The 25,704-nt window shown below is 62.3% G+C and carries 24 protein-coding genes; 10 read left to right on the forward strand and 14 right to left on the reverse strand.

The features are described from left to right. The 4 genes from AC0VX3_RS25810 (at position 1) to AC0VX3_RS25825 (ending at position 5,783) form a co-directional block, all read left to right on the forward strand. A complete protein-coding gene (locus AC0VX3_RS25810; protein WP_475522908.1) occupies positions 1–696 on the forward strand; it encodes an XdhC family protein in 696 nt (231 codons plus the stop codon). Further along, a complete protein-coding gene (locus AC0VX3_RS25815; RefSeq protein ID WP_475522909.1) occupies positions 693–2,315 on the forward strand; it encodes an NTP transferase domain-containing protein in 1,623 nt (540 codons plus the stop codon). Before AC0VX3_RS25810 ends, AC0VX3_RS25815 begins: the two co-directional genes overlap by 4 nt. A 271-nt stretch (positions 2,316–2,586) precedes the next feature. Then, complete coding sequence (locus AC0VX3_RS25820) at positions 2,587–2,793, forward strand: hypothetical protein (RefSeq protein ID WP_342891575.1); 207 nt, start codon at positions 2,587–2,589, stop codon at positions 2,791–2,793. Positions 2,794–3,182: 389 nt separating this feature from the next. Beyond that, positions 3,183–5,783 carry a sensor domain-containing diguanylate cyclase gene (locus AC0VX3_RS25825; RefSeq protein WP_475522910.1) on the forward strand — a complete coding sequence of 867 codons (2,601 nt, stop codon included), beginning with the start codon at positions 3,183–3,185 and terminating at the stop codon, positions 5,781–5,783. Between the two features lie 117 nt (positions 5,784–5,900). On the opposite strand, the gene AC0VX3_RS25830 is transcribed toward AC0VX3_RS25825, so the two are convergent. From AC0VX3_RS25830 to AC0VX3_RS25860, 7 genes are all read right to left on the reverse strand, one after another. Beyond that, positions 5,901–6,308: a F0F1 ATP synthase subunit epsilon gene (locus tag AC0VX3_RS25830; RefSeq protein ID WP_475522911.1), complete on the reverse strand. Its 408-nt coding sequence runs from the start codon at positions 6,306–6,308 to the stop codon at positions 5,901–5,903. Positions 6,309–6,402: 94 nt separating this feature from the next. After that, the gene (atpD, locus tag AC0VX3_RS25835; protein ID WP_475522912.1) at positions 6,403–7,827 is read right to left on the reverse strand and encodes a F0F1 ATP synthase subunit beta; all 1,425 of its coding nucleotides are present in this window, start codon (positions 7,825–7,827) and stop codon (positions 6,403–6,405) included. A 119-nt stretch (positions 7,828–7,946) separates the two neighbouring features. Beyond that, positions 7,947–8,831 (reverse strand): F0F1 ATP synthase subunit gamma, encoded by an 885-nt coding sequence (locus AC0VX3_RS25840; protein WP_475522913.1) that lies wholly within the window; start codon positions 8,829–8,831, stop codon positions 7,947–7,949. A gap of 33 nt (positions 8,832–8,864) precedes the next feature. Further along, positions 8,865–10,394 (reverse strand): F0F1 ATP synthase subunit alpha, encoded by a 1,530-nt coding sequence (gene atpA, locus AC0VX3_RS25845; protein WP_342891579.1) that lies wholly within the window; start codon positions 10,392–10,394, stop codon positions 8,865–8,867. Next, a complete protein-coding gene (locus tag AC0VX3_RS25850) occupies positions 10,394–10,954 on the reverse strand; it encodes a F0F1 ATP synthase subunit delta (protein ID WP_348146424.1) in 561 nt (186 codons plus the stop codon). The genes atpA and AC0VX3_RS25850 overlap by 1 nt, the downstream gene beginning before the upstream one ends. A gap of 340 nt (positions 10,955–11,294) precedes the next feature. Beyond that, entirely contained in the window at positions 11,295–11,654 is a 360-nt protein-coding gene (locus AC0VX3_RS25855; RefSeq protein ID WP_475522914.1) for a DUF1428 domain-containing protein, read from the reverse strand. Positions 11,655–11,746: 92 nt separating this feature from the next. Continuing rightward, positions 11,747–13,942 carry a primosomal protein N' gene (locus tag AC0VX3_RS25860; protein ID WP_475522915.1) on the reverse strand — a complete coding sequence of 732 codons (2,196 nt, stop codon included), beginning with the start codon at positions 13,940–13,942 and terminating at the stop codon, positions 11,747–11,749. Positions 13,943–14,231: 289 nt separating this feature from the next. Between AC0VX3_RS25860 and fsa the strand changes: the two genes are divergently transcribed. Next, complete coding sequence (fsa, locus tag AC0VX3_RS25865) at positions 14,232–14,885, forward strand: fructose-6-phosphate aldolase (protein ID WP_475522916.1); 654 nt, start codon at positions 14,232–14,234, stop codon at positions 14,883–14,885. A gap of 229 nt (positions 14,886–15,114) precedes the next feature. Next, the gene (locus AC0VX3_RS25870; RefSeq protein ID WP_475522917.1) at positions 15,115–16,413 is read left to right on the forward strand and encodes a DUF1835 domain-containing protein; all 1,299 of its coding nucleotides are present in this window, start codon (positions 15,115–15,117) and stop codon (positions 16,411–16,413) included. 32 nt (positions 16,414–16,445) lie between these two features. Here the strand turns inward: AC0VX3_RS25870 and tssD are convergent, their stop codons facing one another. Continuing rightward, positions 16,446–17,096 carry a type VI secretion system tube protein TssD gene (gene tssD / locus AC0VX3_RS25875; RefSeq protein ID WP_475522918.1) on the reverse strand — a complete coding sequence of 217 codons (651 nt, stop codon included), beginning with the start codon at positions 17,094–17,096 and terminating at the stop codon, positions 16,446–16,448. A gap of 414 nt (positions 17,097–17,510) precedes the next feature. On the opposite strand from tssD, the gene AC0VX3_RS25880 reads away from it, so the two are divergent. Continuing rightward, on the forward strand, positions 17,511–18,470 hold the full coding sequence (locus AC0VX3_RS25880) for a tyrosine recombinase XerC (protein WP_475522919.1): 960 nt from the start codon (positions 17,511–17,513) through the stop codon (positions 18,468–18,470). On the opposite strand, the gene AC0VX3_RS25885 is transcribed toward AC0VX3_RS25880, so the two are convergent. Continuing rightward, a complete protein-coding gene (locus tag AC0VX3_RS25885) occupies positions 18,467–19,030 on the reverse strand; it encodes a GNAT family N-acetyltransferase (RefSeq protein ID WP_342891587.1) in 564 nt (187 codons plus the stop codon). The two genes, AC0VX3_RS25880 and AC0VX3_RS25885, sit on opposite strands and share 4 nt — an antisense overlap. 344 nt (positions 19,031–19,374) lie before the next feature. Here AC0VX3_RS25885 and AC0VX3_RS25890 point away from each other — a divergent pair, with 344 nt between their 5' ends. Both AC0VX3_RS25890 and AC0VX3_RS25895 read left to right on the forward strand, forming a co-directional pair. Then, entirely contained in the window at positions 19,375–19,782 is a 408-nt protein-coding gene (locus tag AC0VX3_RS25890; RefSeq protein WP_348142303.1) for a serine/threonine protein kinase, read from the forward strand. Positions 19,783–19,889: 107 nt separating this feature from the next. Then, positions 19,890–20,141 (forward strand): hypothetical protein, encoded by a 252-nt coding sequence (locus AC0VX3_RS25895; protein WP_348142306.1) that lies wholly within the window; start codon positions 19,890–19,892, stop codon positions 20,139–20,141. 74 nt (positions 20,142–20,215) lie between these two features. Here AC0VX3_RS25895 and AC0VX3_RS25900 read toward each other — a convergent pair whose 3' ends face one another. Continuing rightward, positions 20,216–20,854: a cation efflux transmembrane domain-containing protein gene (locus AC0VX3_RS25900; RefSeq protein WP_475522920.1), complete on the reverse strand. Its 639-nt coding sequence runs from the start codon at positions 20,852–20,854 to the stop codon at positions 20,216–20,218. 79 nt (positions 20,855–20,933) lie between these two features. Here AC0VX3_RS25900 and AC0VX3_RS25905 point away from each other — a divergent pair, with 79 nt between their 5' ends. Continuing rightward, positions 20,934–21,368: a MerR family transcriptional regulator gene (locus AC0VX3_RS25905; RefSeq protein WP_475522921.1), complete on the forward strand. Its 435-nt coding sequence runs from the start codon at positions 20,934–20,936 to the stop codon at positions 21,366–21,368. Between the two features lie 50 nt (positions 21,369–21,418). Here the strand turns inward: AC0VX3_RS25905 and AC0VX3_RS25910 are convergent, their stop codons facing one another. The 4 genes from AC0VX3_RS25910 to lfb1 form a co-directional block, all read right to left on the reverse strand. Continuing rightward, complete coding sequence (locus tag AC0VX3_RS25910) at positions 21,419–22,948, reverse strand: hypothetical protein (RefSeq protein ID WP_475522922.1); 1,530 nt, start codon at positions 22,946–22,948, stop codon at positions 21,419–21,421. A 103-nt stretch (positions 22,949–23,051) separates the two neighbouring features. Further along, the gene (lpdA, locus tag AC0VX3_RS25915; protein ID WP_475522923.1) at positions 23,052–24,455 is read right to left on the reverse strand and encodes a dihydrolipoyl dehydrogenase; all 1,404 of its coding nucleotides are present in this window, start codon (positions 24,453–24,455) and stop codon (positions 23,052–23,054) included. Between the two features lie 42 nt (positions 24,456–24,497). Then, entirely contained in the window at positions 24,498–25,256 is a 759-nt protein-coding gene (locus tag AC0VX3_RS25920) for an SDR family oxidoreductase (RefSeq protein WP_475522924.1), read from the reverse strand. A 19-nt stretch (positions 25,257–25,275) separates the two neighbouring features. Beyond that, positions 25,276–25,692, reverse strand: coding sequence for an LIC10280 family protein (gene lfb1, locus AC0VX3_RS25925; RefSeq protein ID WP_475522925.1), 417 nt, complete (start codon positions 25,690–25,692; stop codon positions 25,276–25,278). Positions 25,693–25,704 lie beyond the last annotated feature (12 nt).

Below are 25,704 nucleotides of genomic sequence, written 5' to 3' on the forward strand. Positions count from 1 at the left end.
ATGGATCTTTCCCTGCTCAAGGAGCTGAACGAAGCCCGCACCGGACGGCGCGCGACCATTGTCGTGACGGAGATGCCCGGCGGTGCCCAGCGGCTTGTGCGCCAATCGGACGACTTCAGTGCCGACCCGCTGGCCGGGGACTTCGACCGGCGCTTCCGGTCCGGCAAGTCGGGCATGGTCACGACCGGCACCGGCGAGGTCTTTCTGAACGTGTCGGTGCCGGCACCGAGGCTCGTCATCATCGGCGCGGTTCATATCAGCCAGGCACTCGTGCCCATGGCTGCCATCGCCGGCCTTGACGTGACGGTCATCGATCCGCGAACGGCCTTCGCCACGGAGGCGCGGTTTCCGGAAGGCACCTTGAAAGCCGAATGGCCCGAAGATGTCTTGAGGGAAACGCCGCTCGACACGTTTACCGCCGTCGCCGCCGTCACCCACGATCCGAAGATCGACGACTATCCGCTGATCGAAGCGCTCCGGACCGGCTGTTTCTACGTCGGCGCGCTCGGCAGCCGCAAAACCCATGGCAAGCGGCTGGAGCGCTTCGCCGAAGCCGGACTCGATCCGTCCGTCTGCGGCAGGATCGACGCCCCGATCGGCCTTGATATCGGCGCGGCGTCGCCGGAGGAAATCGCTGTCGCCGTGCTCGGGTCCGTCATCGGCGCGTTGCGCAAGGGGCCGGGAGCAGCCGCATGAAGTTCGGCCCGTGTCCGGTGGACCAGGCGCCCGGCTGCATTCTCGCACACAAGACGGCGCTGCCCGGACGTGTCCTGAAAAAAGGCCATGTCCTGTCCGGGCAGGACTGCGCAGATCTCGCCGCCTCGGGCGCAAGCACCCTGGTGGTTGCCCGGCTCGACCCGGGCGATACAGGTGAGGACGAGGCTGCCGGCCGGCTGGCCATGGCAGCGATGGGGCCCGGGCTCAGTCATGATGATGCCTTCACCGGACGCATGAACCTTTATGCGGATTGCGACGGACTGCTGGTTGTCGATGCGGACGCCGTCACGGCCGCCAATCGCATCGACCCGGCAATCACATTCGCCACCCTTGCCAATTTCAGCAAGGTCGGTGCCGGACGGATGGTGACGACCGCGAAGATCATTTCCTTCGCGCTTCCCGGCGACCTGATCGCGGCCGCCGAGCGAGCGCTCGAGGGGGCGGTGCGGATCGCGCCCTTCAAGCCGCGCCGGGTCGGACTGGTCGCAACCCGGCTTGCGCATCTGAAGACGGCCACGATGGACAAGACCCGCCGGGTGCTGGAAGAGCGGTTGCGCGCGAGCGGCAGTTCCGTGTTCCGCGAGACCCGGGTGCCGCACGAGGCAGAAGCCGTCGCCGAGGCCATGACCGAGCTGATCCGGCAGGGGGCCGATTTCCTGATCCTGTTCGGCGCCTCCGCCGTGATCGACCGGCAGGACGTTCTGCCCGCGGCCGTCGACCGGGCCGGTGGCACGGTGCGGCATCTCGGCATGCCAGTCGATCCCGGCAACCTGCTGATGCTTGCCGAGTTGTCGGGCGTCCCCGTGCTTGGCGCTCCGGGATGTGCCCGCAGCCCGAAGGAAAACGGTTTCGACTGGGTGCTCGACCGGCTGCTGGCCGGGCTCGATGTGACGCCCGGCGACATAACCGCGATGGGTGTGGGAGGATTGCTGATGGAAATCGGAACCCGGCCTCAGCCGCGGGAAGCCAAGCGCTCGGGCAGCGCGCCCAAGATCGCCGCGCTTGTCCTTGCCGCGGGCAAGTCATCCCGCATGGGCGGTCCCAACAAGCTTCTTGCCACGCTGGACGGCAAACCGCTGATCCGGCACGCGGCCGAGGCTGCCTGCGGCGCGGGGCTGACGCAGACCATCGTCGTCACCGGTCATCTGGCGGAGGACATCGCGGCCCAGGTCGCGGATCTCGATGTGACCCTGGTGCACAATCCGGACTTCGCCGACGGCATGTCCGGGTCGATCCGCGCCGGAGTGAACGCCGTGTCCGAGGATATCGACGCCGTGATCATTCTCCTGGGAGACATGCCAGGTATCGGGGCGGATGCGCTCGGCAAACTCGTGTCCGCCTATCGCGGCAGCCGGTCCTGCCTGATCGCGACGGCGACGGCGGACGGCAAACGCGGCAACCCCGTCCTTTGGGACCGCCGGTTTTTCAGCGCCCTGAAGAACCTGAGCGGCGATGTCGGCGCCCGGCATGTCATTGCCGACAATCCAGGTTTCGTGACGGAGGTTGAAATCGGCGTTGCGGCAAGACTTGACCTTGATACACCGGAAGCATTGAGGGCTGCCGGGGGCCGGTTGCCTGAAGATCGGCAAGGCAGCTGAATAAACACCAACAATCTTGGAATGATAACGGGGTGTTAACCCGGTATGCACTGTGCGCAGGCCGGAATTGCCAGCTATTCTATTGCATTTTTGTGACGTGCCGCTTATGTAAGGCCTGCGCTTGCTGAAGAGCACCCTTGCGGGTGGACAACGGATGACGTCCCGGGCGCTGATTACATCCGATTTCTGACAAAAGCTGTTCGGATCCTCTCCTACCGGAGGATGCTCGAGCGCTTTTGCCGCTTGGTTAGAAAGAATAAAGGAAAACATCATGGCTGACTTGTCTCTCCCGCGTCCGGGCTGCTGCAAATGGGCAGAGGGCGACTCCGGCAACTACGTGTTCCCGTGCAACACGCGCGTAGAAGCGGGCGTGTCCTACTGCACCGAGCACAGCGCCATTGTTTACATTCCGCCGGAAGAGCGCCGTCGCAACCGGTCCGGTGGCGGCATGAGCCTGTCCTTCCGCCGCGCAGCCTGACAATCAAAGCTGCTTGAAACAAATGCAGTTATCCGCGGGTCTGCCGCGTACCTTCAAACCCGGTCTCGCGACCGGGTTTTTTGTTGGCGCGCGGCTCTCCATCATCTGGCCGGGGAGCACGCCCGGTCTTCGCTACCCCGGGACGGACAGTGGTTTTTCATTCTTAGGCTGCTCAACCTCGAACATGCCTCATCAGTAAAAATATCAGGCAATACAATCTTTTTTCATTAAAAATACTGTCATAAATACGGCCACGTTCTATTTTTTCTTAAAAGTTGCAATTTATTTCGTGTCTCCCTTGAATTTAATCTTTTATTTTGAGTTCCAACCTTACCTTGTAAGGGAAATTACTACCATTCCGGAGCCAAGGCTTCGAGGAAACCAGCTATATGACTATTGTGCAGGGCAAAAACGAACGGGAACGCATCGAAGCGTTGCGTTCACTTCAGATTCTCCGCTCCGAGCGCCTGCCCGAATACAATGCGGTTGTTGAAGCCGCCGCCGGCATCATGGACTGCCCCATCAGTCTCATCGCGCTGGTCGATGTGGAAGAACAATGGTTCAAGGCCCGCTACGGCCTGGATGCCGAGGGAACCGAGCGCAGTGCTTCCTTTTGTCAGCACGCCATTTTGAGCGATGACATCTTTGTCGTTCCCGACGCGGAAGCGGATGATCGTTTCAATAACAACCGGCTTGTCACCGGTGAGCCGCATATCCGGTTTTATGCGGGCTGCCCCTTGTCGATAGACGGCCGCAACAGGCTCGGCACATTGTGCGTGATAGATACAAAACCGCGCATTCCCACCCGGCAGCAGCTAGAGCAGCTCCGGCGGCTTGCAACCGCCGTGGAAGGCCTCATCAAGGCACACCGGTTCAGTGTTCAGAACCAGCAGACCCTGATCGAAATGGAACGGCACCAGAAGCTGGCCGCCGGAAAACACGATCTCCTGCAGGAAGTCACGAGCGTTTCGGGTGTCGGCGGCTGGGAAATCGACCTGAACACCAATGTCGTGACCTGGACCGACAAGACCTGTGAGATTCATGAGGTCGAGAGCGGTTTTCAACCGGATGTCAAAACCGCGCTCTCCTTTTACCCTAAAGAATACCGGGATGAGATATCGGCAGCCGTCAATCGGGGCATCAAGGAAGGTATCGGCTGGGACCTGGAGCTGCCCTTCATCACCGCCAAGGGCCGGCATACCTGGGTGCGGGCCGTCGGACGTCCGATCCTCGAAAACGGTACCGTGTCCCGGCTGGTTGGCGCGTTCCAGAATATAACCGAACGCAAACTTGCCGACCAGGCGGTCCGCCTCTCCGAAGCGGTGCATCGTGCCACGCTTGAAGCCCTTACCGAAGGAATTCTTCTGCTTGATCAGGCGGGGCGGATCCAGGCGTTCAACCCGGCAGCCGCCACCCTGTTGGGCGATCAGAAAGATCTGAAGGGCAAGGCCGTCCAGGATCTCGACCTTGACTTTTCAGACCCGGCAGTGGATCTGAACCCGTTGATGCTCGCGGCTCGGGAACCTGAAAAGATCAAGAACCGCCTTGTGAAGCTGAGCCGGTGCGGGCAGTCAGAACCTGTCTGGCTGCGCCTCAACGCGCAATCCATTGCCGATATCGACCACACGCCCGGACAGGCCGGGGTCGTCGTTTCCTTGACCGACATCACCGAGACGAAACAGCATGCGGACACGCTGCAGACGATATTCGATCATTTTCCCGGCGGCATTGCCTACTACGGCAAAGACCTCAGGCTTGAATCAAGCAACGACGAGTTTCGCCGGCTTCTGGACGTGTCACAAGAATTCACCGACGAGCGCCCCACCCTGTACGACTTCTTCATCCGCAACGCGAAACGCGGGGACTATGGTCCCGGCGACATCGAAGCGCTCGCGCAGGAACGGTATTCGTTCTACGACCTGACCACAGCCCAGGTTTTCGAGCGGCAGACCGCGAACGGCGTCTATATCGAAACCCGCAGCACCCCCTTGCCGTCCGGTGGTCTGATCCACAATTTCTACGACATAACCGACCGCAAGCTTCTGGAAAAACTGCTTGCCGAAAACGAACGGACAGCCCGCCACCGCTGGGAAGAACTGGATGCCGTTCTTGCCAACATGCGTCAGGGCGTGAGCGTTTTCGACGCCCAGGGCCGCCTGACACTGTGGAACAAGCAGTATGTCGACCTCTTCAGCAAGCCCGAGGGCGAAGTTCACGCGGGCGTTTCGATAACCGAGCTTGTCGAATCCGAGAAAACCCGTGGTGAATTCAAGGGCAATGTCCACGATCACGTCATGGACCTGATGACGCGGCTTTCGGCCGGCAACGTCGTCCGATCCAAATTCAAGCACCCGAATGGCAGAGTAATCAGTGTCATTCAAACGCCGTTGCCCGCCGGTGGCTGGATCGGCACCCATGAGGATGTGACGACCCGGGAACAGGCTGTTGCAAAGATCGAGTATGCCGCCCATCACGACACGCTGACCGGGCTGGCCAACCGCACTCTTTTCAATGCAACGCTCGAGGATACTCTTCGAAAGGTTGCCGCGCTCCAGTGCGAAGGCGATCTGATGCTGCTCGACCTGGACAATTTCAAGCCGGTCAACGACGCCTATGGCCATGATGCCGGAGATGAAATGCTCAAGCTGGTCGCGCAGCGCCTGCGCGATTGCGTACGGTCCTCGGATCTTGTCGCCCGCCTGGGTGGTGACGAATTCGCGATCATCCTGAGCCGCTCGGGCTCCGGCGTTTCGTTCACCAGCGAAATCGCCGACCGGATCGTCCAGAACCTCCAGATGCCGTTCGAATTGAGCGGAAAGCAAGTGACCATCGGTGTCAGCGTCGGCATCGCCCAGTTGACCGGTGAGTCAATCGACGTGAGCTCGGTGATCAAACGCGCCGACATCGCCCTTTACATGGTCAAGAAGAGCGGCCGGAACGGCTACAGGTTCTTCGACGAAGCGCCCGTCTGCCAGGTTTCCATGCAATAGCTCCGGCCTCGTCGCCAGTAACCAGGCACGGTATCCAGACACGGTATCCAGGCATGAAAAAACGCGGCCCGCCAGCGAGCCGCGTCTTGAAACTCAATCACAACACAATCGTGCCGGTCAGGCCTTGTTGAGGGCCTCGACGACATCCTTCAACTGGCCAAGCGTCATCTCGGCCTTCTGCCGGGCATCGTCATCCCTGGCGTCGGCGACGTCTTCTTCCGCGTCCTTGATGGCCTGGTCGAGTTGCTCACGGCTGATTTCCGAGACAGGAACAGCCTGCTCGGCCAGCACGGTCAACCCGCCTGCAGCAACATCGGCGAAACCGCCGCGAACGAAATACTCGTCCCAACCACCGGTTTCCCGGTTGACCTTCAGGATGCCCGGCAGGATCGTGGAGACGAACGGGGCATGGTTCTTCAGAACGCCAAACTCGCCTTCGGCGCCGGGCACCACGACCTCGGTCACCTGTTCGGAGAGCAGCTGGCGCTCAGGCGAGACCAACTCAAACTGGAAAAGTTCAGCCATTTGGCGTCTTCCTTGTCAGTCTTGAAGTCCGATGAACGGGCCATCGGACATGAGGAACCGGGCGCCGATCGGGGCGCCCGGCCGTTTCCAGACCTCAGGCGGCTTCCGCTGCCAGCTTCTGAGCCTTCTCGATAGCTTCCTCGATCGAACCGACCATGTAGAAAGCAGCTTCCGGCAGATGGTCGTATTCACCTTCCACCAGGCCCTTGAAGCCCTTGATGGTGTCTTCCAGGGCAACCAGCTTGCCCGGGGAACCGGTGAAGACCTCGGCCACGAAGAACGGCTGGGACAGAAAGCGCTCGATCTTGCGGGCACGGGCAACGGAGAGTTTGTCTTCTTCAGACAGTTCGTCCATGCCCAGGATGGCGATGATGTCCTGAAGCGCCTTGTAACGCTGCAGGGTCACCTGCACGGCACGCGCGGTCTCGTAATGCTCGTCACCGATGATGCGGGCATCGAGCATGCGCGATGTGGAGTCCAGCGGATCCACGGCCGGATAGATGCCTTTTTCAGCGATCGAACGGTTCAGAACCGTGGTCGCGTCCAGGTGGGCAAAGGTCGATGCCGGTGCCGGATCGGTCAAGTCATCGGCAGGAACGTAAACGGCCTGCACGGACGTGATCGAGCCCTTGTTGGTGGTGGTGATGCGTTCCTGCATCGCGCCCATGTCGGTCGCCAGCGTCGGCTGGTAGCCCACAGCGGACGGGATACGTCCGAGCAGCGCGGACACTTCGGAACCGGCCTGGGTAAAGCGGAAGATGTTGTCCACGAAGAACAGAACGTCCTGGCCCTTGTCACGGAAATGTTCCGCGAGGGTCAGACCGGTCAGGGCAACACGGGCACGCGCTCCGGGAGGCTCGTTCATCTGGCCGTAAACCAGGGCCGCCTTGGAGCCTTCGCCGCCACTTTCCTTGTTCACGCCGGAGTCGATCATTTCCCAGTAAAGGTCGTTGCCTTCACGGGTCCGCTCGCCGACGCCGGCGAACACGGAGTAACCGCCGTGCGCCTTGGCGACGTTGTTGATCAGTTCCATGATGAGAACGGTCTTGCCGACGCCGGCACCGCCGAACAGGCCGATCTTGCCGCCCTTAGCGTAAGGCGCCAGCAGGTCGACGACCTTGATGCCCGTCACCAGGATTTCAGCCTCGGTGGACTGCTCGATGAATTCCGGAGCTTCCTGGTGGATGCCGCGGCGTTCCTCGAACTTGATCTCGCCGGCTTCGTCCACCGGCTCGCCGATCACGTTCATGATGCGGCCCAGCGTGCCATCGCCGACCGGCACGGCGATCGGGCCGTCGGTGTCGACCACCTCCTGCCCGCGCACCAGACCCTCGGTGGAGTCCATCGCGATCGTGCGCACGGTGTTTTCACCCAGGTGCTGAGCAACCTCAAGCACCAGGCGCGTGCCCTGGTTGTCCACTTCAAGAGCATTCAGGATCAGCGGCAGATGGTCATCGAACTTGACGTCGACAACGGCGCCGATGACCTGGGTGATCCGTCCGACCGTTTTGTCAGCCATATCCCTAATCCTCGTCTCGAACCCGTTAGATCAACCTGCCTTCACGTGAAAGCTGAAAAGTTGATCGATTTTGATGTTTTCGAGCATCGTCGTCTGTGCCGTTACCGACACAGGATGCTCTAGAGCGCTTCCGCGCCCGAGATAATTTCAATCAGTTCCGTCGTAATCTGCGCCTGCCGCTGGCGGTTGTAGCTGATCGTCAACTTGTCGATCATTTCGCCGGCGTTGCGGGTGGCGTTGTCCATTGCGGACATACGTGCGCCCTGCTCGGATGCGGCATTTTCCAGAAGCGCCCGGAAAATCTGAACGGAAATGTTCCGCGGCAGCAGATCCGCAAGGATCTCGGCTTCATCCGGCTCGTATTCGTAGATCGCGTTGGACCCCGCTCCGGCATCCGCTTCCGTGCTCTCGAAGTGAGCCGGAATGAGCTGAAGTTCGGTCGGGTCCTGTGCGATCACGGACTTGAAGGTCGAATAGAACAGCGTGCAGACGTCGAATTCGCCATCCTCGAACATCGTGATGATTTCACGTCCGATCGGATCGGCGTCGGAGAAGCCGACATTCTTGACGTCGCGCAGATCGACCGTCTTGATCACATACTGGCCGAATTCCCGCTTCAGGGCGTCGTAGCCCTTCTTGCCGACACAGATGATCTTGACCGTCTTGCCCTGCTTGATCAGGCTGCGGGCCTTGATCCGGGCCAACTTGGCAATGTTGGTGTTGAAACCACCGCACAGTCCGCGTTCGGCAGTGGCAACGAGCAGGAGATGTACCTGATCCTTGCCGGTGCCGGACATCAGCTTCGGCGCGTCGTCACGGCCTTCGAAAGCCACCGCGATGTTGGCCAGCACAGCACCCATGCGTTCCGCATAGGGGCGCGCTGCCTCCGCAGCCTCCTGAGCACGACGCAGTTTCGCCGCGGCCACCATCTGCATGGCCTTGGTGATTTTCTGCGTCGCCTTCACGGAAGCGATGCGGGTTCGTAAGTCCTTCAGGCTCGGCATGGCCGCCCCTGCTCCTTATCCCGGCGTGTGGTCTTAAACGAAGTTCTTGGCGAACGCGTCGACGGCAGCTTTCAGCTTGCCCGTCAATTCGTCGTCGAGAGCCTTCTTTTCCCAGATTGCGTCGAGCAGGTCCTGATGCTCGCCACGAAGGAACAGAAGCAGGCCTTCCTCGAAGTCGCGAACCCGATCAACCGGCTGCGTATCAAGATAGCCGTTCACGCCGGCGTAAATGACAGCAACCTGTTCTTCGGTCTTCAGCGGCGAGAACTGCGGCTGCTTCAGAAGTTCGGTCAGGCGTGCACCGCGGTTCAGAAGCCGCTGGGTGGTGGCGTCGAGATCCGAGCCGAACTGTGCGAAGGCCGCCATTTCGCGGTACTGCGCAAGTTCACCCTTGATCGGGCCGGCCACCTGTTTCATCGCCTTGATCTGAGCGGAAGAGCCCACGCGGGACACCGACAGACCGACGTTCACAGCCGGACGGATGCCCTGGTAGAAAAGGTCCGTTTCCAGGAAGATCTGACCGTCGGTGATCGAGATCACGTTGGTCGGAATGAACGCGGACACGTCGTTGCCCTGGGTCTCGATGACCGGAAGAGCCGTGAGCGAACCACTGCCGTTGTCTTCGTTCAGTTTCGCGGCACGTTCCAGCAGACGGGAGTGCAGGTAGAAGACGTCGCCCGGGAATGCTTCACGTCCCGGCGGGCGGCGCAGAAGCAGGGACATCTGACGGTAGGCAACGGCCTGCTTGGTCAGATCGTCATAACCGATCACTGCGTGCATGGAGTTGTCGCGGAAGAACTCGCCCATCGCACAACCGGCAAACGGTGCCAGGTACTGAAGCGGTGCGGCGTCGGACGCGGTCGCGGCGACGACGATGGAGTATTCCAGCGCGCCGGCGTCTTCCAGTGTCTTCACGAACTGGGCGACGGTGGAGCGCTTCTGGCCGATCGCAACGTAGATGCAGTACAGCTTGGCGTTTTCATCGTCGGTGGCATGCAGCGACTTCTGGTTCAGGAATGTGTCCAGAAGGATCGCGGTCTTGCCGGTCTGACGGTCGCCGATGACCAACTCGCGCTGGCCGCGGCCGACCGGGATAAGCGCATCAATGGCCTTCAGTCCGGTGGACATCGGCTCGTGCACGGATTTGCGCGGCAGGATGCCCGGTGCCTTCACGTCGACGCGGCGCTTTTCGGTCGCCTCGATCGGGCCCTTGCCGTCGAGCGGGTTGCCGAGCGGATCGACAACACGACCGAGCAGACCCTTGCCGACCGGAACTTCCACGATGGCGCCGGTCCGCTTGACGGTGTCGCCTTCCTTGATGTCACGGTCGGAGCCGAACAGAACGACACCGACATTGTCTGTTTCCAGGTTCAGGGCCATGCCCTTGATCCCACCCGGGAACTCGACCATCTCACCGGCCTGGACCTTGTCCAGACCGTAAACACGGGCGATACCGTCACCGACGGAGAGCACCTGACCGACCTCGGAGACTTCGGCTTCCTGGCCAAAGCTCTTGATCTGATCCTTGAGGATTGCGGAAATTTCCGCGGCCCGAATATCCATCAGCCGACCTCTTTCATCGCGAACTTGAGTGAATTGAGCTTGGTACGCAGAGACGTGTCGATCATGCGGGAGCCGACCTTGACCACAAGGCCACCGATCAGGGCAGGATCGACTGTCGCTGCGATGTTTACGGATTTGCCCGTGGAAGCGGTGAGCGCTTCTTTCAGGGCAGCGACATGTTCGTCGGACAAGGCTGTGGCGGACGTCACCTCAGCAGTTGCCTCGCCCCGCTGCTCGGCAAGCAGAACGCGGAACGACTTGATCATGTCGGGAAGTACGAAGAGGCGCCGGTTACGGGCGGCCAGCTTCACGAAATTCGAAGCGAGACCGGAAATACCGGCCTTGTCCAGAAGGGCGGAAAGCGCTGCGAGCTGCTCCTCCGCACTGAATACAGGGCTTCTTACCAGACGGTCGAGATCGTCGCTTTCGGCAATCATGCCTTCGAAAGCGGTGAGATCCCGTTCCACGTCAGCGGTTACGCCTTCGTCCTCTGCAAGGCCGAGAAGGGCGGAGGCGTAACGTTTTGCCACGCCGGATACGAGAGATACGTTGTCAGTCACCAGGTCCGTGCTCTCTGACTTTTTTCAAGCCCGCCAGGCGGCAAGCGCCCGCAAGACATTGAAAAAATGAATGATTTCAAGGTCAGAAGGTATGACGGTTAAACCGCTGCCCCCAAAGCCGCGCCTCAATTAGCACAGGGTTTCTAAGTGTGCAACTTCGCCAAATGACTGTTCTTGCCGATTCCTCGGTGTTTTTTGCAGGCGGCCTCCAAAAAGCCTTTTCAATCAATGGCTCGGCGCCATCATAAACCTTTAGACGGTATTTTGCCACGGGGCCGGTCAGGCCGGTCCGGAACGCGTCCCGCGGGAGCTCTTTTCCGCGGGGCAAGTCTGTGGAAGCTCAGTACCGGATGAGCGGCTCGAAGCCGCCGAACATCATCCGCTGCAGGCTGATCACCCCGCCGGACGCCGGCATGGCCTCTTCCCAGCGCGGATCGTTCTCCATCGATGCGGCGCAGGCATCGGCCGTATCCTTGTCGGGCCAGACGATCCACGAGAACACCACCGTTTCATCCGGTTCCTTCTTGACCGCCATCGGAAAGGAGGTCACCTCGCCGTCCGGCACCGCGTCTCCCCAGCCCTCGCAACAGCCCAGGGCGCCGTATTCCCTGAACAGCGCCCAGGATCGTTCGGCGATGTCCTTGTACTCCGCCTTCCTTGCCGTCTTCACCGGCGCGAGGAACCCTTGAATGTACGCCATCAGTATCTCTCCCTGCGTGGAAACAGGTCAAAAGATGCCATGTCGACGTGCCGGCATCAACGCAGCGTGGCGGCGGGATCCGCGCGATCGTCCTAAAGAAAATGCTGGGGATCGATGTCCACCTGCAGGCGCAGCCCTCTGGAGGGTTTCGGGCCCGCGGCCAGCCAGCCGCGCAGATAGGCCTGCAGATCGAACTGCCTCGGCGCCATGGCCAGGAGCCGGAACCTGTAGCGGCCCCGCACCATGGCCAGCGCGGCTTCCGCAGGCCCCAGAAGGGTCACCGCCTGCTCCGGCGGGGCGGCGCGGGCGAGCGCACGGGCAAAGCCTTCGGCGAACGCGCGGTCCGGTCCGGAGACGATGACGGCGGCCAGCCGGCCGAACGGCGGCAGGCCGGCGGCGCGGCGGGCGTCGATCTCGGCCCGGTAGAACGCGTGCTTGTCGCCGCCCAGGAGGGCCCTGATCACCGGGTGGTCGGCGTTGTAGGTCTGGAGAATGCCCTTGCCGCCTCCGGTGACGCGGCCCGCGCGGCCGGTGACCTGTGCCAGAAGCTGGAAGGTCTTTTCCGCCGCTCGCGGATCGCCATGGGCCAGTCCCAGGTCCGCATCGATCACACCGACAAGCTTCATCTTCGGAAAATTGTGCCCCTTGGCGACCAGCTGGGTGCCGATGACAATGTCCGCGCCGCCCTCCTCGACGACCTTCATCTCCCGCTTGAGCCGCTCCGGACCTCCGGCCATGTCGGAGGACAGGACCAGCACGCGGGCCTGGGGAAAGAGATCGGAAACTTCCTCGGCGATCCGCTCCACGCCCGGTCCGCAGGCGACCAGACTGTCGGTGCTCTGACAGGACGGGCAGGCCTTCGGGACAGGTTCATTGTGGCCGCAATGGTGGCAGACAAGCTTTTTCTGGAACCGGTGCTCCACCAGCCAGGCGCTGCAATGGGGGCACTGGAACCGGTGGCCGCAGGTGCGGCACAGGGTCAGCGGAGCATAGCCGCGCCGGTTCAGGAACAGCAGCGACTGGTCGCCCGCGGCAAATGTGTCCTTGATCGCGTGTACGAGTTCCGGCGCCATCCAGCGGCCGCGCTCCGGTCCTTCCTGGCGCATGTCGATGGCTTTCAGGTCCGGCAGGGCGGCCCCCGATGCCCGCTCGGGCAGTTCCAGCAGGCTGTAGCGACCGACATCCGCGTTGACCATGCTTTCCACCGACGGCGTCGCCGAGGCCAGGACAACCGGAAACCCGGACAGATGCCCGCGCACGACCGCCATGTCACGCGCGCTGTAAGGCACCCGGTCATCCTGCTTGAAGGCCGCGTCATGCTCTTCGTCGACGATGATCAGACCCAGTTCCCTGAAGGGCAGAAACAGCGAGGATCGCGCCCCGATCACCACACGCACATCGCCCGAGGCCACGCCGCGCCAGACGCGCACACGATTTTTGGCCGTGATCTGCGAATGCCACTCGGCCGGGTAGACGCCGAACCTTTGTTCGAAGCGGCGCAGAAACTGTTCGGTCAGCGCGATTTCCGGCAACAGCACCAGGGCCTGCCGGCCGCGTCGCAGCGCCTCGGCGATCGCCTCGAAATAGACTTCCGTCTTGCCGGACCCGGTGACGCCGTCGATGAGGGCGACACTGCCACCCTTGTCGAAACTCCCGATCAGCCCGTCCGCGGCCGCCTGCTGGGCAGGCGTCAGTTGCTTCTGTGCGTAATCGAGTTGCGGCACGGGTGGCGGCGGCGCGGCCGGCATCAGCACCGCCTCCAGCACGTCCTGCTTCAACAGGCCGTCGATGACCGAGGCCGAGACCCCGGCCGCATGGGCAAGGCCGCTTTTCGTCCAGGCAAAACCGTCTTCCATGGTTGCCAGCACGCGCCCGCGCGCCGGGGTCATCCGCTCCGGTTCGGCGCCGTCTTTGCGCCGCACCCCCTGAACGGGGGCCTCCGGCTCCAGGGCTTCTTCCGACCTGAGCACCATGCGCAGGACCATGCCGGGCGCTCCGAGCGTCCAGCCGGCCACCCAGTCCACGAAGCGGCGCAGATCGTCGTCCAGCGGCGGTGTGGTGTCATAGACCCTGGAAATCGTCTTGAGTTTCTTGGGATTGATGGCCGCGTCGGGTTCGATGTCCCAGACGGCGCCGATCACCTCGCGCGGGCCGAGCGGCACCTTGACGATGGTGCCGGGCACGACGGTCTGGCCGGGCGGGACCTTGTAGGTATAGGCACCGGCCACGGCGACCGGGACCAGCACGCTGGCAATCGTCTCCTGGTCGTCTGGGTCGTCAAACAGCACGGAATTTATGATCCTCAACGCCTGGCCCGAGCCAACTTGCACCTTGCGGAAAGCGGTCCGGACAGGTGCAAGACTTCACCTGTCCGGATGCGGCGTTCAAGAGCGGGCCTCCCTGAGGTACGTACCACAATAATTTCGTCCACCGGAGAATCAGGGGTTCTTCTTGTCATCATCCTAGGGTAAAGAAAGCGCGGCTGACCATGCAAACGTTTGGCCCCTGCCCCGGGACAGCGCTTCCGGCAACCGGCGCCAGGCTGGATAAGGGGCACCCCACAGGGAGTAGACACTCATGAAGTTTTTCGTCGACACCGCCGACACAGCGGACATCAAGGAACTGGACTCCACCGGTCTTCTCGACGGCGTCACCACCAATCCGTCGCTGATCGCCAAATCCGGCCGGGACTTCAAGGAAGTGATCGCGGAAATCTGCGCCATTACCGAGGGCGATGTCTCCGCCGAGGTCGCAGCGACCGATTTCGATACCATGATGAAGGAAGCCCATGTCCTGCGCGCCATCGCGGACAACGTGGTCATCAAGCTGCCCCTGACCTTCGATGGTCTCAAGGCCTGCAAGCAGCTCACGGAAGACGGCACCAAGACCAATGTCACGCTGTGCTTCTCGGCCAACCAGGCCCTGCTCGCCGCCAAGGCCGGCGCGACCTTCATCTCCCCCTTCATCGGGCGCCTCGACGACATCAACATCGACGGGCTGGAACTGATTCGCGAGATCCGTGTCATCTATGACAATTACGGCTTCGACACGGAAATCCTGGCGGCGTCCATCCGCACCGCCAACCACGTCAAGGATTGCGCCATCATCGGCGCGGACGTCGTCACCGTGCCGCCGGCAACGCTCAAGAACCTCGTCAAGCATCCGCTGACCGACAAGGGCCTCGATGCGTTTCTCGCCGACTGGGCCAAGACCGGTCAGAGCATCCTCTGAAGACCCATCTGCAAGACGATCAGGCGGCCCGGAAATCCGGGCCGTTTTTTTTCGCGTTGCGAACTCTGGAGGTGCCGATTATCGTGCGACAAGGCCCCGGGCGGGGCCTCCGGTCCGCGGAAAGGTGTCCACGCCCAGACGTCCAGAGCGCGCCCCGCGCTCACCACAATTGACACCCGCTCGTTCCGGAGATGCGGACGCTGGATGACAACCGAGCCCGGGAGTCGCCATGACCGACCAGATGCGCGATGCGCAAACCCTTCCCCTTTTGAGCCCCACCGACCTGTCGCTTGACCTCGACCGGCAGAAACGGCTGGCAAAGGATCTTAAAAACGCGGTCCGCGCCGGTGATGACGCCGCGATCGCGCGCCTTCGCAAACATCACCCCAGGTACTGCGCGCTGGATCTTGCCGCGCTCAAGCTGACCGATGCCCAGTTGACGATCGCCCGCGAGGCGGGTGTTGCCAGCTGGCCGGCGCTGAAGAGCCATGTCGAGCGGATCGACGCCGCACGCAACGCGATCGAAGCCCGTCACCGCGCGCCCGACGCCGACTTGCCGACCCTGCATGTGCGCTGTGGCAACGACATCGAGGCCGCCTTGACCCGCGCGGGCTTCGCCGGCGATTTTCTCATGTTCGCCGATCCCATCTGCCAGGGACCCGTCACCAGTGGCCACGGCTCGCTGGAGACCCGCGCCGGTTTCATCGCGTCCGAATATCCAGGCGAATCCCATGAAAGCAACCTTGAGAAGCTGCGCACTGCCGAGCACCGGATCAGCGACGCCGACAAATACGGCCGGATAGCCCTGTGGTTCGAACACGACCCCTATGACCAGCTGTTGCTCGCCAGACTGCTTGCGATGTTGCAGGAGACGGCCACGGACCGCAGGAAGATCGAACTGATCTCAGTCGACAGGTTTCCCGGCATATCGAAATTCATCGGGATAGGCCAATTGTCGCCTGCCGCGCTCCGGCACATGTACGACCTGCGCCAGCCGGTGCCGGTTTCCGCCTTTGCACAGGCGCGCGAAGCCTGGACCGCCCTGTGCGCGCCGACGCCGCTGCCCCTGTTCGAGCTGGCAGGCCGAAGTGGTCCCCTGCCGTTTCTGGGCGGTGCCATCCTGCGTTATCTGGCGGAATTGCCCTCCGTTGAGAACGGCCTGTCCTTCACCGAGCAGATCATTCTGGAAATCCTCGGCAACGGCCCGCGTCCCTGGGGAGAGATTTTCAGGGAGTTCATGAGCGAACGCGACCCGCTGCCCTATCACGGCGACCTGATGTTTCTCGGAACGCTGCTCCGCCTGCGGGACGCCGGAACACCCGCGGTCCTCGACGACGGCAGCAGTCTCGACCGTGCCAACCGGGGCAAGACGGTCTTCTCTCTTTCAGATACCGGCCGCGAGCTTCTGGAGGGCCGGCGCGACTGGACATCCTGCAGCCCGCGCAGGCGCGACCAAGGTGGCGTCACCTGCTTCGGCGAACCGGACTGGCGGTGGAGCAAGGAGCAGCAGCGGCCCGTAGTCTTCTGAAGCCCGGTGGCGTCCGTATCCGCCCGCGAGAACTATCCGCGCGCCGGAACGGGACGAACCGCCCGGTGCAGGGCCGGGCGGTTCCAGACGGCGGGAGGGGCGTCCTGCCGGCTGCATGGGCCGCTTCGCAGAAAGCGGCCCAATTTCGTTTTGAAGTCAGTCCTGGCGATCAGGTGACCGGAGCGCGGTAGTCGTCGGAAGCGCTGGTGCCGGCCTTTTCGTGGGTCCATTCCACCTTGCGGTAGGTGAAGGACCACTTGTCGGTGTCGCCGCGCGAGGCGTTCTTGTCGTCGGTGACGTTCCGGCAGGATCGTCTTGCCTTCCACCAGAACCGCGTCGGTGAACTTGATCGTGTAGTAGTGCTCCTGAACACCGGCCGTGGAGGTGCGCCAGAAGTGCACTTCGATCTCCAGAGCCTCACCGGTGGCCAATGCCTGCCACAACAGCGGGGTGGCCTTGTCGACCGGTTTCATGAAGGTGGTCGGCATGTGGCGGCGGGTGGCGATGATGGACCCGGACTGCGGGTCCCGCGGAACAACGGCGTTCTGCTCGAAGTGGTACACGAGGGACTGGCCCTCATGGCCTTCCTGCCACAGGTTGCCGATGCTGTCGGCGGTGGTCGCGTCGGCTGTCATGTCGCCCTGGGTTGCGCCCTTGACGGTGATGTAAGCGATGTTGGACATTTCAGTACTCCTTGCTGGCTGACCTGAAGGCAATGTTGCCTGAATGCGATGTTACCTGATTTCCGGGGCGCCGTTGGTGTGTGGCGCCGATACCAGTTGAATTGCAACGGGTGTGCCAGTTTGCCGAAAAAACATCAAACTATTGATTTTATTACCTGAACCGACAATCCTTTGGGTCTCGTGAAATATGGCCATGTGCAGAAATCTGCACAGTACGCCCCAGGGTGCGAACAAACATGCGCAGCCAAAGTGTGACGAACATCACAAAATGAGGTTCCCGAAGGTCATGCGGGTCTGTTCACACCGGTTTCAGGCGTTGTTTTCCGCGATGCCCTGGGTGGTGTCCTGCGTAAAACTGCACAATTCGATTGCCCGTTAACGGAACCGTTGCCGATCCGGCGTCAGACTGACGCCATGAATGCCGCCAGAAAAGATACCGAAGCTCTTCTCGTGAGCGCCCGCCCGGAGCTGAACCGGCGCGTCGACAAATGGCTCGACCACCTGTCCGACGAGCGGCGTCTCTCGGACAAGACCCTGCTTGCCTATGAACGGGACCTGCGTCAGTTCCTGCGTTTCCTGACCATGCATCTGGGCGGTGCGCCCGGTCTGGACGACATTGCCGGGCTCCGTCCGGCCGACTTCCGCGGATTTCTCGCCAATCGCCGCCGCGAAGGCGTCAAGAGCCGGTCGCTGGCCCGGGGCCTTGCCGGGATCCGGTCCTTCCTGCGGTTTCTCGAACGGCGCGGCGAAGTCAATGCGGCCGCCTCCTCCGCCATACGGCCGCCGCGTCAGGCGCGGTCGTTGCCAAAGCCGGTCTCTTCGGGAGACGCCCTGAACATCACCAGCGGCGATCTGGCAATGGAAACCGAGCCGTGGCTCGAGGCCCGCAACGCCGCCGTGCTGACGCTGCTCTACGGATGCGGCCTGCGCATCTCGGAAGCCCTGTCACTGACCGGCGCCAAAGCGCCGCGAACCGGCACAAGGACACTGCGCATCATCGGCAAGGGCGGCAAGGAACGGATCGTCCCGATCCTGCCCGCAGTCTGCCAGGCGGTGGATCTCTATCTGAAGCTCTGCCCCTATGCCGTCGACGCGCAGGGGCCCCTGTTCCTGGGGGCCAGAGGCGGACCGTTGAACCCGCGCATGATTCAGTTGGCCATGGCCAGGCTGCGCGGTGCACTCGGCCTGCCCGACAGCGCCACACCCCATGCGCTGCGCCATTCCTTCGCGACCCATCTTCTGGCCGGCGGCGGCGATCTGAGAACCATCCAGGAACTGCTCGGCCATGCCAGCCTGGCCTCGACACAGATCTATACCGAGATCGACAGCGCGCATCTCCTGTCCGCATATGACAAGGCCCATCCGAGGCGTTAGGGCGGTCCGGGAAATCCATAGACCGTGCGCTCCAGACCATCCGGAAAGTGCTCGCGCGCAATGGGCTCGCCACCCAATTTGCGAACCAGCCCCCGGGCGGCGAGATTTTCGTCGTTCATGTGGGTTTCCACCTTCGACCAACCGAAGCACTCGTAAGCGTGCCGGATCGCCGCCTGCGACACTTCAACGGCCGCACCTGTGCCGCGTGCGGCCGGCATCAGCCACCAGGTCAGTTCCCGGCGCGGCCAGCCCTCCGGCCAGACAAAACCACACCCGCCGATAATGTCAGCGCCCCCCTTCGGCGCAATTGCCCACACACCATAGCCGCGCAGCTGCCAATGGCCGAGATGGCCGGCGAGCACGCGCCATGCCTGGTCCGCGCGCAGCGGCCCGCCATAAAAACGAGACGCTTCGCCATCGCCATAAAATGCCCTGTAAACCGAAAAATCGCGCGCCTCCGGCAGGCGCAGAAGAAATCGCCGTGTTTCCAAGAACTGCATGATAATACCAACCTCAACAAATAAGAACCCATCTGACCGTGTCTGGAGACTGTTCAGCAAGAAGCAGGTCGCAGGGCGATATGGGTTATCGTCCAAGACCTTCGACGCTGCGGAACAGTCTCCAGACACGGCCTTCGGTGGCCTGTTCCGGCCCGCCGGACGGCGTTGCACCGCTTGAACGGCCAACCAGGCCGTCCTGCGCAACGCGCCTGGCCGGCAAACAGGAACAGTGCCATCAGATGGGTTCTTATATGTTGAGGTTGGTATAAGTCTCTGGTTGCGTGAACGGAATCCTTTACGAAGGACTTGTTGCCTCAAACCATGGTGTAGCCGGACAGACACCAATCGGCTAGGTTGCTGTTCAGACCCGCACCGATCCGGGTTCTGTTTTTGGGAGAATGCGCATGCGTCTGATCCTGCTCGCAGCCGGTTTTGTTCTGTTCCTGGCGACGCCCTCCCTGGCACAGCGCGTCTATTGCCCGCTTCCCGAAGACGGTATCTGGGTCAATGCAGATGCCGCTCCGAAGGAAATTTCCCGGATAGAAGTGGAAAGCCGCTGCGAAAACGAACGGGTCCATGTCCGGGTCCGGGCCTTCACCTCCTGTATCCCGCGCGATTGCAAATGGGGCTGGACCAGGGCCGAGATGCGCTCCGACGGCGCCATTCAGGTTCTGCTGATCGGCTTCCTGAGCAGCAAGCAGCTCACGCTCAAGGTGTTTGGCGATCTTCTGGATACCCATGTGGTCAACATCGTCAATGACCTGTCCGAGCCCCGCAGGGAGAAGACCTACAATCTGGTCCGCAAGAAGTGACAGCTCACCACGGGCCTTTTGCGGTTTTTTCTTGCCAGATCGCGGATTTGCCTTACCCTACGGCAGATGCCGTTTCTTCAAACGCGCGACACCGACGGAGGACTATCATGCGTCTGACTATCATGCGTCTATTGAGCACCAGTGTCGCGGCCATTGCGTTGGCCGCATTCGCGATCGCCCCGGCAAATGCCTGTTCCTGGGGCAAGTCCGCGAAAGCCAAGGAAAAAATGACCGTGGCGGATACCATGATCGTGCCGCAGGTCGAAACGGATGTCGCCATCGCCACCAATGATCTGAGCGATGACATTCTCAAGGAAGAGATCATTCTGCCCACGCCCGGGGAAAAGCCGGTCGAGTGATCCCGCGACTGCGATGCGCCTGACCGGCACGACCGCCGGAGACAGGCAGGTAAACCGGTTCGTGCCGGGGTCCGTCAGGTCTCCGGAACGGTCCGGTCGGCGTCGTCGCGGAATTCGCGGATCGCCTGGGACAGGATCTGGACAGACGAACTGACAAACAGGCCCGCCATCAGACCGGCGACGATCAGATCGGGCCAAGCGGCCGCCGTGCCCCAGACGCCAAGCGCCGCAAGCATTACGGCGACATTGCCGACCGCATCGTTGCGCGAACACAGCCAGACGGAGCGCACGTTGGCATCGCCGTCCTTGTAGCGGACCAGGATCAGCACGCTGGCGAGATTGGCCGCAAGCGCCATGAACCCGACGGTGCCCATCACCGCCGCCTGCGGAACACCCAGAACGAAGACCTGATAAAGTGTCGAGCCCGCGACCCAGATGCCCATCAGGAGCAGGCTGGCGCCCTTGGCCAGCGCCGCCAGAGAACGGGCCCTGACGGACGCCCCGATCACGGCCAGGGAAATGCCGTAGGTCGCCGCGTCGCCGAAGAAATCGAGCGCATCCGCCTGAAGCGATTTCGACCCGGCAGCCTGACCGGCAACCATTTCGACGGCGAACATGCCCGCATTGATGGCAATGACCAGCCAGAGACGGCGACGGTAATCCTTCGACATGCCATCAAATGTGCCTTGCGATTGTCCGCAACATGCGCTCATGAAAACTCTCCGGGTCTTGAAAATTCAACACGGATACCCTTGTAATCCCTGTAGCGACTAGAGGTTCAAGAGGCTTGTGATGGATTTTTCTATCGGCGAAATGTCAAAGCGTACCGGCGTGAAAGTTCCGACGATCCGCTATTACGAGAAAGAAGGGCTGCTGAATGCGCCGATGCGCACCCGAGGCAACCAGAGACGCTATCGACCGGCGGACCTGGAACGGCTCGGTTTCATCCGGCACTGCAGGGAACTCGGCCTGCCCATGACCGCCATCCGCGACCTGATCGAACTCGGCCAGCATCCGGACAAGCCCTGCCGGCAGGCCGACCGGATCGCCGCCGACCAGTTGAAGGCCGTGCGCCGGCGCATCGCGCATCTCACCAGGCTGGAAGCGGAACTGAAGCGTATTGCCACCAGTTGCAAGGGCAGCCATACGGTGACGGAGTGCAATGTCCTGAAGGCGTTCGGGGATCACGGCCTGTGCCAGTCCGGTCATTCTCCGAAAGGCGACTGACCGCACCGCGAGCCCCGGCGGCAGACAAGCGGACCTGAGAGCAAGATACCTCAGTCGGCTTCAAGCACACGCGGTCCGGTCCCTTCGCCGAGCTTTTCGGCGAGGACCCTTCCCGCCGTCCGTTCCAGACGCATCATGGTCCAGCGTTCCTGCGGCAGATTGCAGGACTGGCGGCCGAGGACGCAGGGAATTTGCGGAACGCGCCGGTACTGCGGATCCGGCCAGAGCGTCTTCGCCGTGTCATGGTGACCCTTAAGATATCCGAGCAGCGTGTATTCGCTGACGTACCAGACATCGCCATCCTCCAGATCGGCGGTGCGGGTGGGCCGGCCCTTGGGAAAGGTGCCGCCCCAGGTCCAGGCAAGCGCGCCGTCCGTCTGCTGATCCAGATAATGATGCGCCATGATCTCGTCGATGAACACGCGCCGGCCCGCCGCGAGATCCCGGGAATAGGCCGCGGCGACGTCCTTCGCGTTGCCGGCGGGGGTGGACAGAAGATAAAAACTGACAAAATTGAACGACAGCACCCCGAACAGCAGCGCGAACAGACCTGCCTTGGCCCTGGCCCGGCGCGCCGAGAAAGCGGCATCGACGGCCACAAGAAACACCATGGAGGCGGCGAGATTCCGGATCAGCGCCTTGTCGTGCAGGAACGCCGCCAGAAACTGGCCCGCGGCAAGGCTCGCACACAGAAGCGCGGCGGCGCGGGCCTTGCGGTACACGATACCGGCCGCGGCCGCGAACAGCACGGCCCGGAAGATGGCCTCGTCGTTGAACCCGCCACCGGTCGAGCGGCTTGCGTGGTAGGCAAATTGCTCGAAGAACGCCGCGAATTCGAAATCGACGGAGACAGCAAAGACAAGCAGGGCGAGCCCCAGGGCTGCCAGTCCCTCGACGGCAAGCCTGACGGGGCCTGCCTGCCGGGAGGCCAGACGCGCGATCTCGATCAACGCGATGGCTCCGAGACTCCAGGCAAAAACGGCGGGCGCGGCCAGCGGTGCAGTGGCGAGCAGAAACTTGCCGAAGACGCCGACGCCCGTCCGGAAACGGCTTCCGTCTCCCAGGCCTTCGCTCCGGAGCAGCGGCAGGGACACAAGCAGTCCGGTCAGGAACAGAAGAGACCCGGTCAGTTCCAGCCGGAAGCCCGCGACCACAAAGGCAGGCGCGAACAGCAGCGGCGTGAACATGGCGGCAAGGCGCAAGTTCAGCCTGAGGCAGATCGCCACGAAGGCCAGGCTGGTCAGGCCGTAACAAAGGAACTCGAACAGCACCATTGCCGTTGTACCTGTGCCCGCGCCCGCGAAGAACCAGCCGGCAAGGATCATGTGGATGCGCGGTTGCAGGTGATAGCTTTGAAGCCCCGGAAACTGCACCGCGAGCAGACTGTTCCAGTGGCGGCCTGTCCCGGCCCATTCCACCGCCCAGGGAATGAAAAAGAGATCGTCGACATTCGGGATTGTCCGGTCGGGCCAGAAAAAGACCAGACCGCAGACAAGCGGCAGGAGAAAACCGGAAACCAGGAGCAGATGAACCCGCGTCACCGGCGAAGCGCCATCGTTTGCGATTGAGGCCTGGTTCACGGAAGACTACCAAAGAGCATTACTGATGACTCATCCGACCGGTTCCGGGGGTTCCGGCCAAGGGCACAATGCGCCCCGCCGAAGCGGGACGCATGACTGACCCTCAGGAATGGATCGGTTTCGCGAATGCGCCCATGGCGGCTTCCTTGACGGCTTCCGACATGGTCGGATGGGCGTGGCAGGTTCGGGCGAGGTCCTCGGAAGAGCCGCCGAACTCCATCAGCACCGCGGCTTCATGGATCATCTCGCCGGCGGCGAAGCCGACGATGTGCACGCCCAGGACGCGGTCTGTCTTGGCATCGGCCAGCACCTTGGCGAACCCGTCGGTCTTGTTCATGGCACGCGCGCGGCCGTTGGCCGTGAAAGCGAACTTGCCGGCCTTGTACTCGATCCCGGCCGCCTTGAGCTCTTCCTCGGTCTTGCCGACGGACGCCACTTCCGGCTGGGTGTAAACGACCCCCGGGATGACATCGTAGTTCACGTGACCGGCCTGACCGGCGAGAATTTCCGCGACGGCGACGCCTTCATCCTCGGCCTTGTGGGCGAGCATCGGCCCGGCGACCACATCACCGATGGCGTAGATGCCGTCGACATTGGTCTTGTAATGCTTGTCGATCTGCACCCGGCCACGCTCGTCCAGCGCAACCCCGGCCGCGTCGAGGCCGAGGCCTTCGGAATAGGGCTGGCGGCCGATGGCGACCAGCACGATGTCTGCTTCCAGGGTCTCGGCGTCGCCGCCCTTGGCAGGCTCGACACTGACGGAAAGGCCCTTGCCCTTCTTCTGGACGCCGGTGACCTTGGAGGACAGCTTGAACGCCATGCCCTGCTTCTTCAGCATGCGCTGGAAGTTCTTGGAGACATCGCCGTCCATCGGTCCGAGGATCTTGTCCATGAACTCGACCACGATGACCTCAGATCCGAGGCGGTTCCAGACCGACCCGAGCTCAAGACCGATCACGCCGCCGCCGACCACGACCATCCTGGCCGGCACCTTGTCCAGCTCAAGCCCGCCCGTGGACGAGACAATCTGCTTCTCGTCAATCTCGACACCCGGCAGGGGCATGACGTCGGAGCCGGTGGCAATGACGATGTTCTTCGCTTCAAGCACGCTTGCCTTGCCGTCGTCGCCAGTCACCTCGACCTTGCCCTGGGCGAGAACCTTGCCGGTGCCCGTGTGCACGTCGATCTTGTTCTTCTTCATCAGGAAGGCGACGCCGTTCACGTTGGCATCGACCACGTCGGTCTTGTGTTTCATCATCGTCGGCAGGTCGAGCTTCGGCTTGCTCACCTTGATGCCGATCTTTTCAAAACCGTGGCCGGCTTCCTCGAACATTTCCGAGGCATGCAGCAGCGCCTTGGAGGGAATGCAGCCAATGTTGAGGCAGGTGCCACCAAGCGTTGCGCGTTTTTCGACGACGGCCGTCTTCAGGCCAAGCTGCGCGGCCTTGATCGCGCAGACATAGCCACCCGGTCCGGTTCCGATGACGACAAGATCATATTGGGACATTTTGGTCGCCTTTGTCTCTTTCACTTCAGGTTTAAAAACAGGTTACGGCAGAATTGCCCGGCCTCCGGACACATCCAGAATGGCGCCGGTCGTATAGCTTGACTGAGCGGAAAGCAGCCAGACGATGGCCTCGGCCACCTCGTCGGCAGTGCCCGCGCGTTTCATCGGCAGCCTGGACTGGAGCTGGGCAACACGGTCGGGCGCGCCGCCCGAAGCGTGGATTTCGGTGTCGATGATGCCCGGGCGGACGGCGTTGACGCGCACGCCCTCGTCGGCGACTTCAAGCGCAAGTCCCACCGTCATGGTGTCGATCGCGCCCTTCGAGGCCGCGTAGTCGACGTATTGAGCGGGCGATCCGAGTTTGGACGCGGCCGAGCCGAGATTGACGATGGCGCCGCCGTTGCCGCCGTGCCTGGTGGACATGCGTTTCACCGCCTCGCGCGCGCACAGGAACGAACCGATCACATTGATGGAAAACATCCGGCTCAGACGTTCCAGCGACATTTCGTCGACCCGCTGCGCGAGATCGACAACACCGGCGTTGTTGACCAGCCCGGCGAGATCCCCCAGATCGTCGGCGGCCCGGAACAGGGCCAGAATGTCGGCTTCGTTGCCGACGTCGGCCTGCACCGCCTGCGCCCTGCCGCCGGCTTGGGAAATGTCGGCCACAAGTGCCTCCGCCGCCGCGCTGTTGCTGGCGTAGTTGACCACGACCGTGTGCCCGAGCGCCGCGAGCTTCCCGCAAACGCTGGCCCCAATTCCGCGGCTGCCGCCGGTGACGATGTGAACTTGATCGGACATGCGGGTTACGGATGACACTCTATTTGACCGGACGCAGGGTTTCCGAGGCACGGCCCCTGGCCCAGGTTCCGAACAGGGATCCATCGGCCTCGATCCGGTAGTGCACCGGATCGGTTTCGCCCCAGTCGATGACAAGCGTGTCCCCGGTCAGCGGCCCCTGGCCGTGAAAGGTCTGACCGGCGATCCGCCACTGAAAAAATGCCGTGCCGTCCTTCACCGAGATGGTGACCTGGCCCTGATAGGGCGATCCGTCGGGGTTGCGGCCCAGCACGGAATAGACCCCTTCGATCTGTGGCAGGTAGGCGGTTTTCGTCGTTGCGTGAGACGGCACGGAAAGTGCCGCCAGCACGGGTGCTGCAGACACGGCCACAATGAGAACCACAGCAAGCCTCAACGAGAATGATTTCAGTCCAGCCGCATTGTTCCGTGATGCCATCTGCACCTCCCG

Source organism: Roseibium sp. QJM3NY_11 (assembly GCF_056173175.1).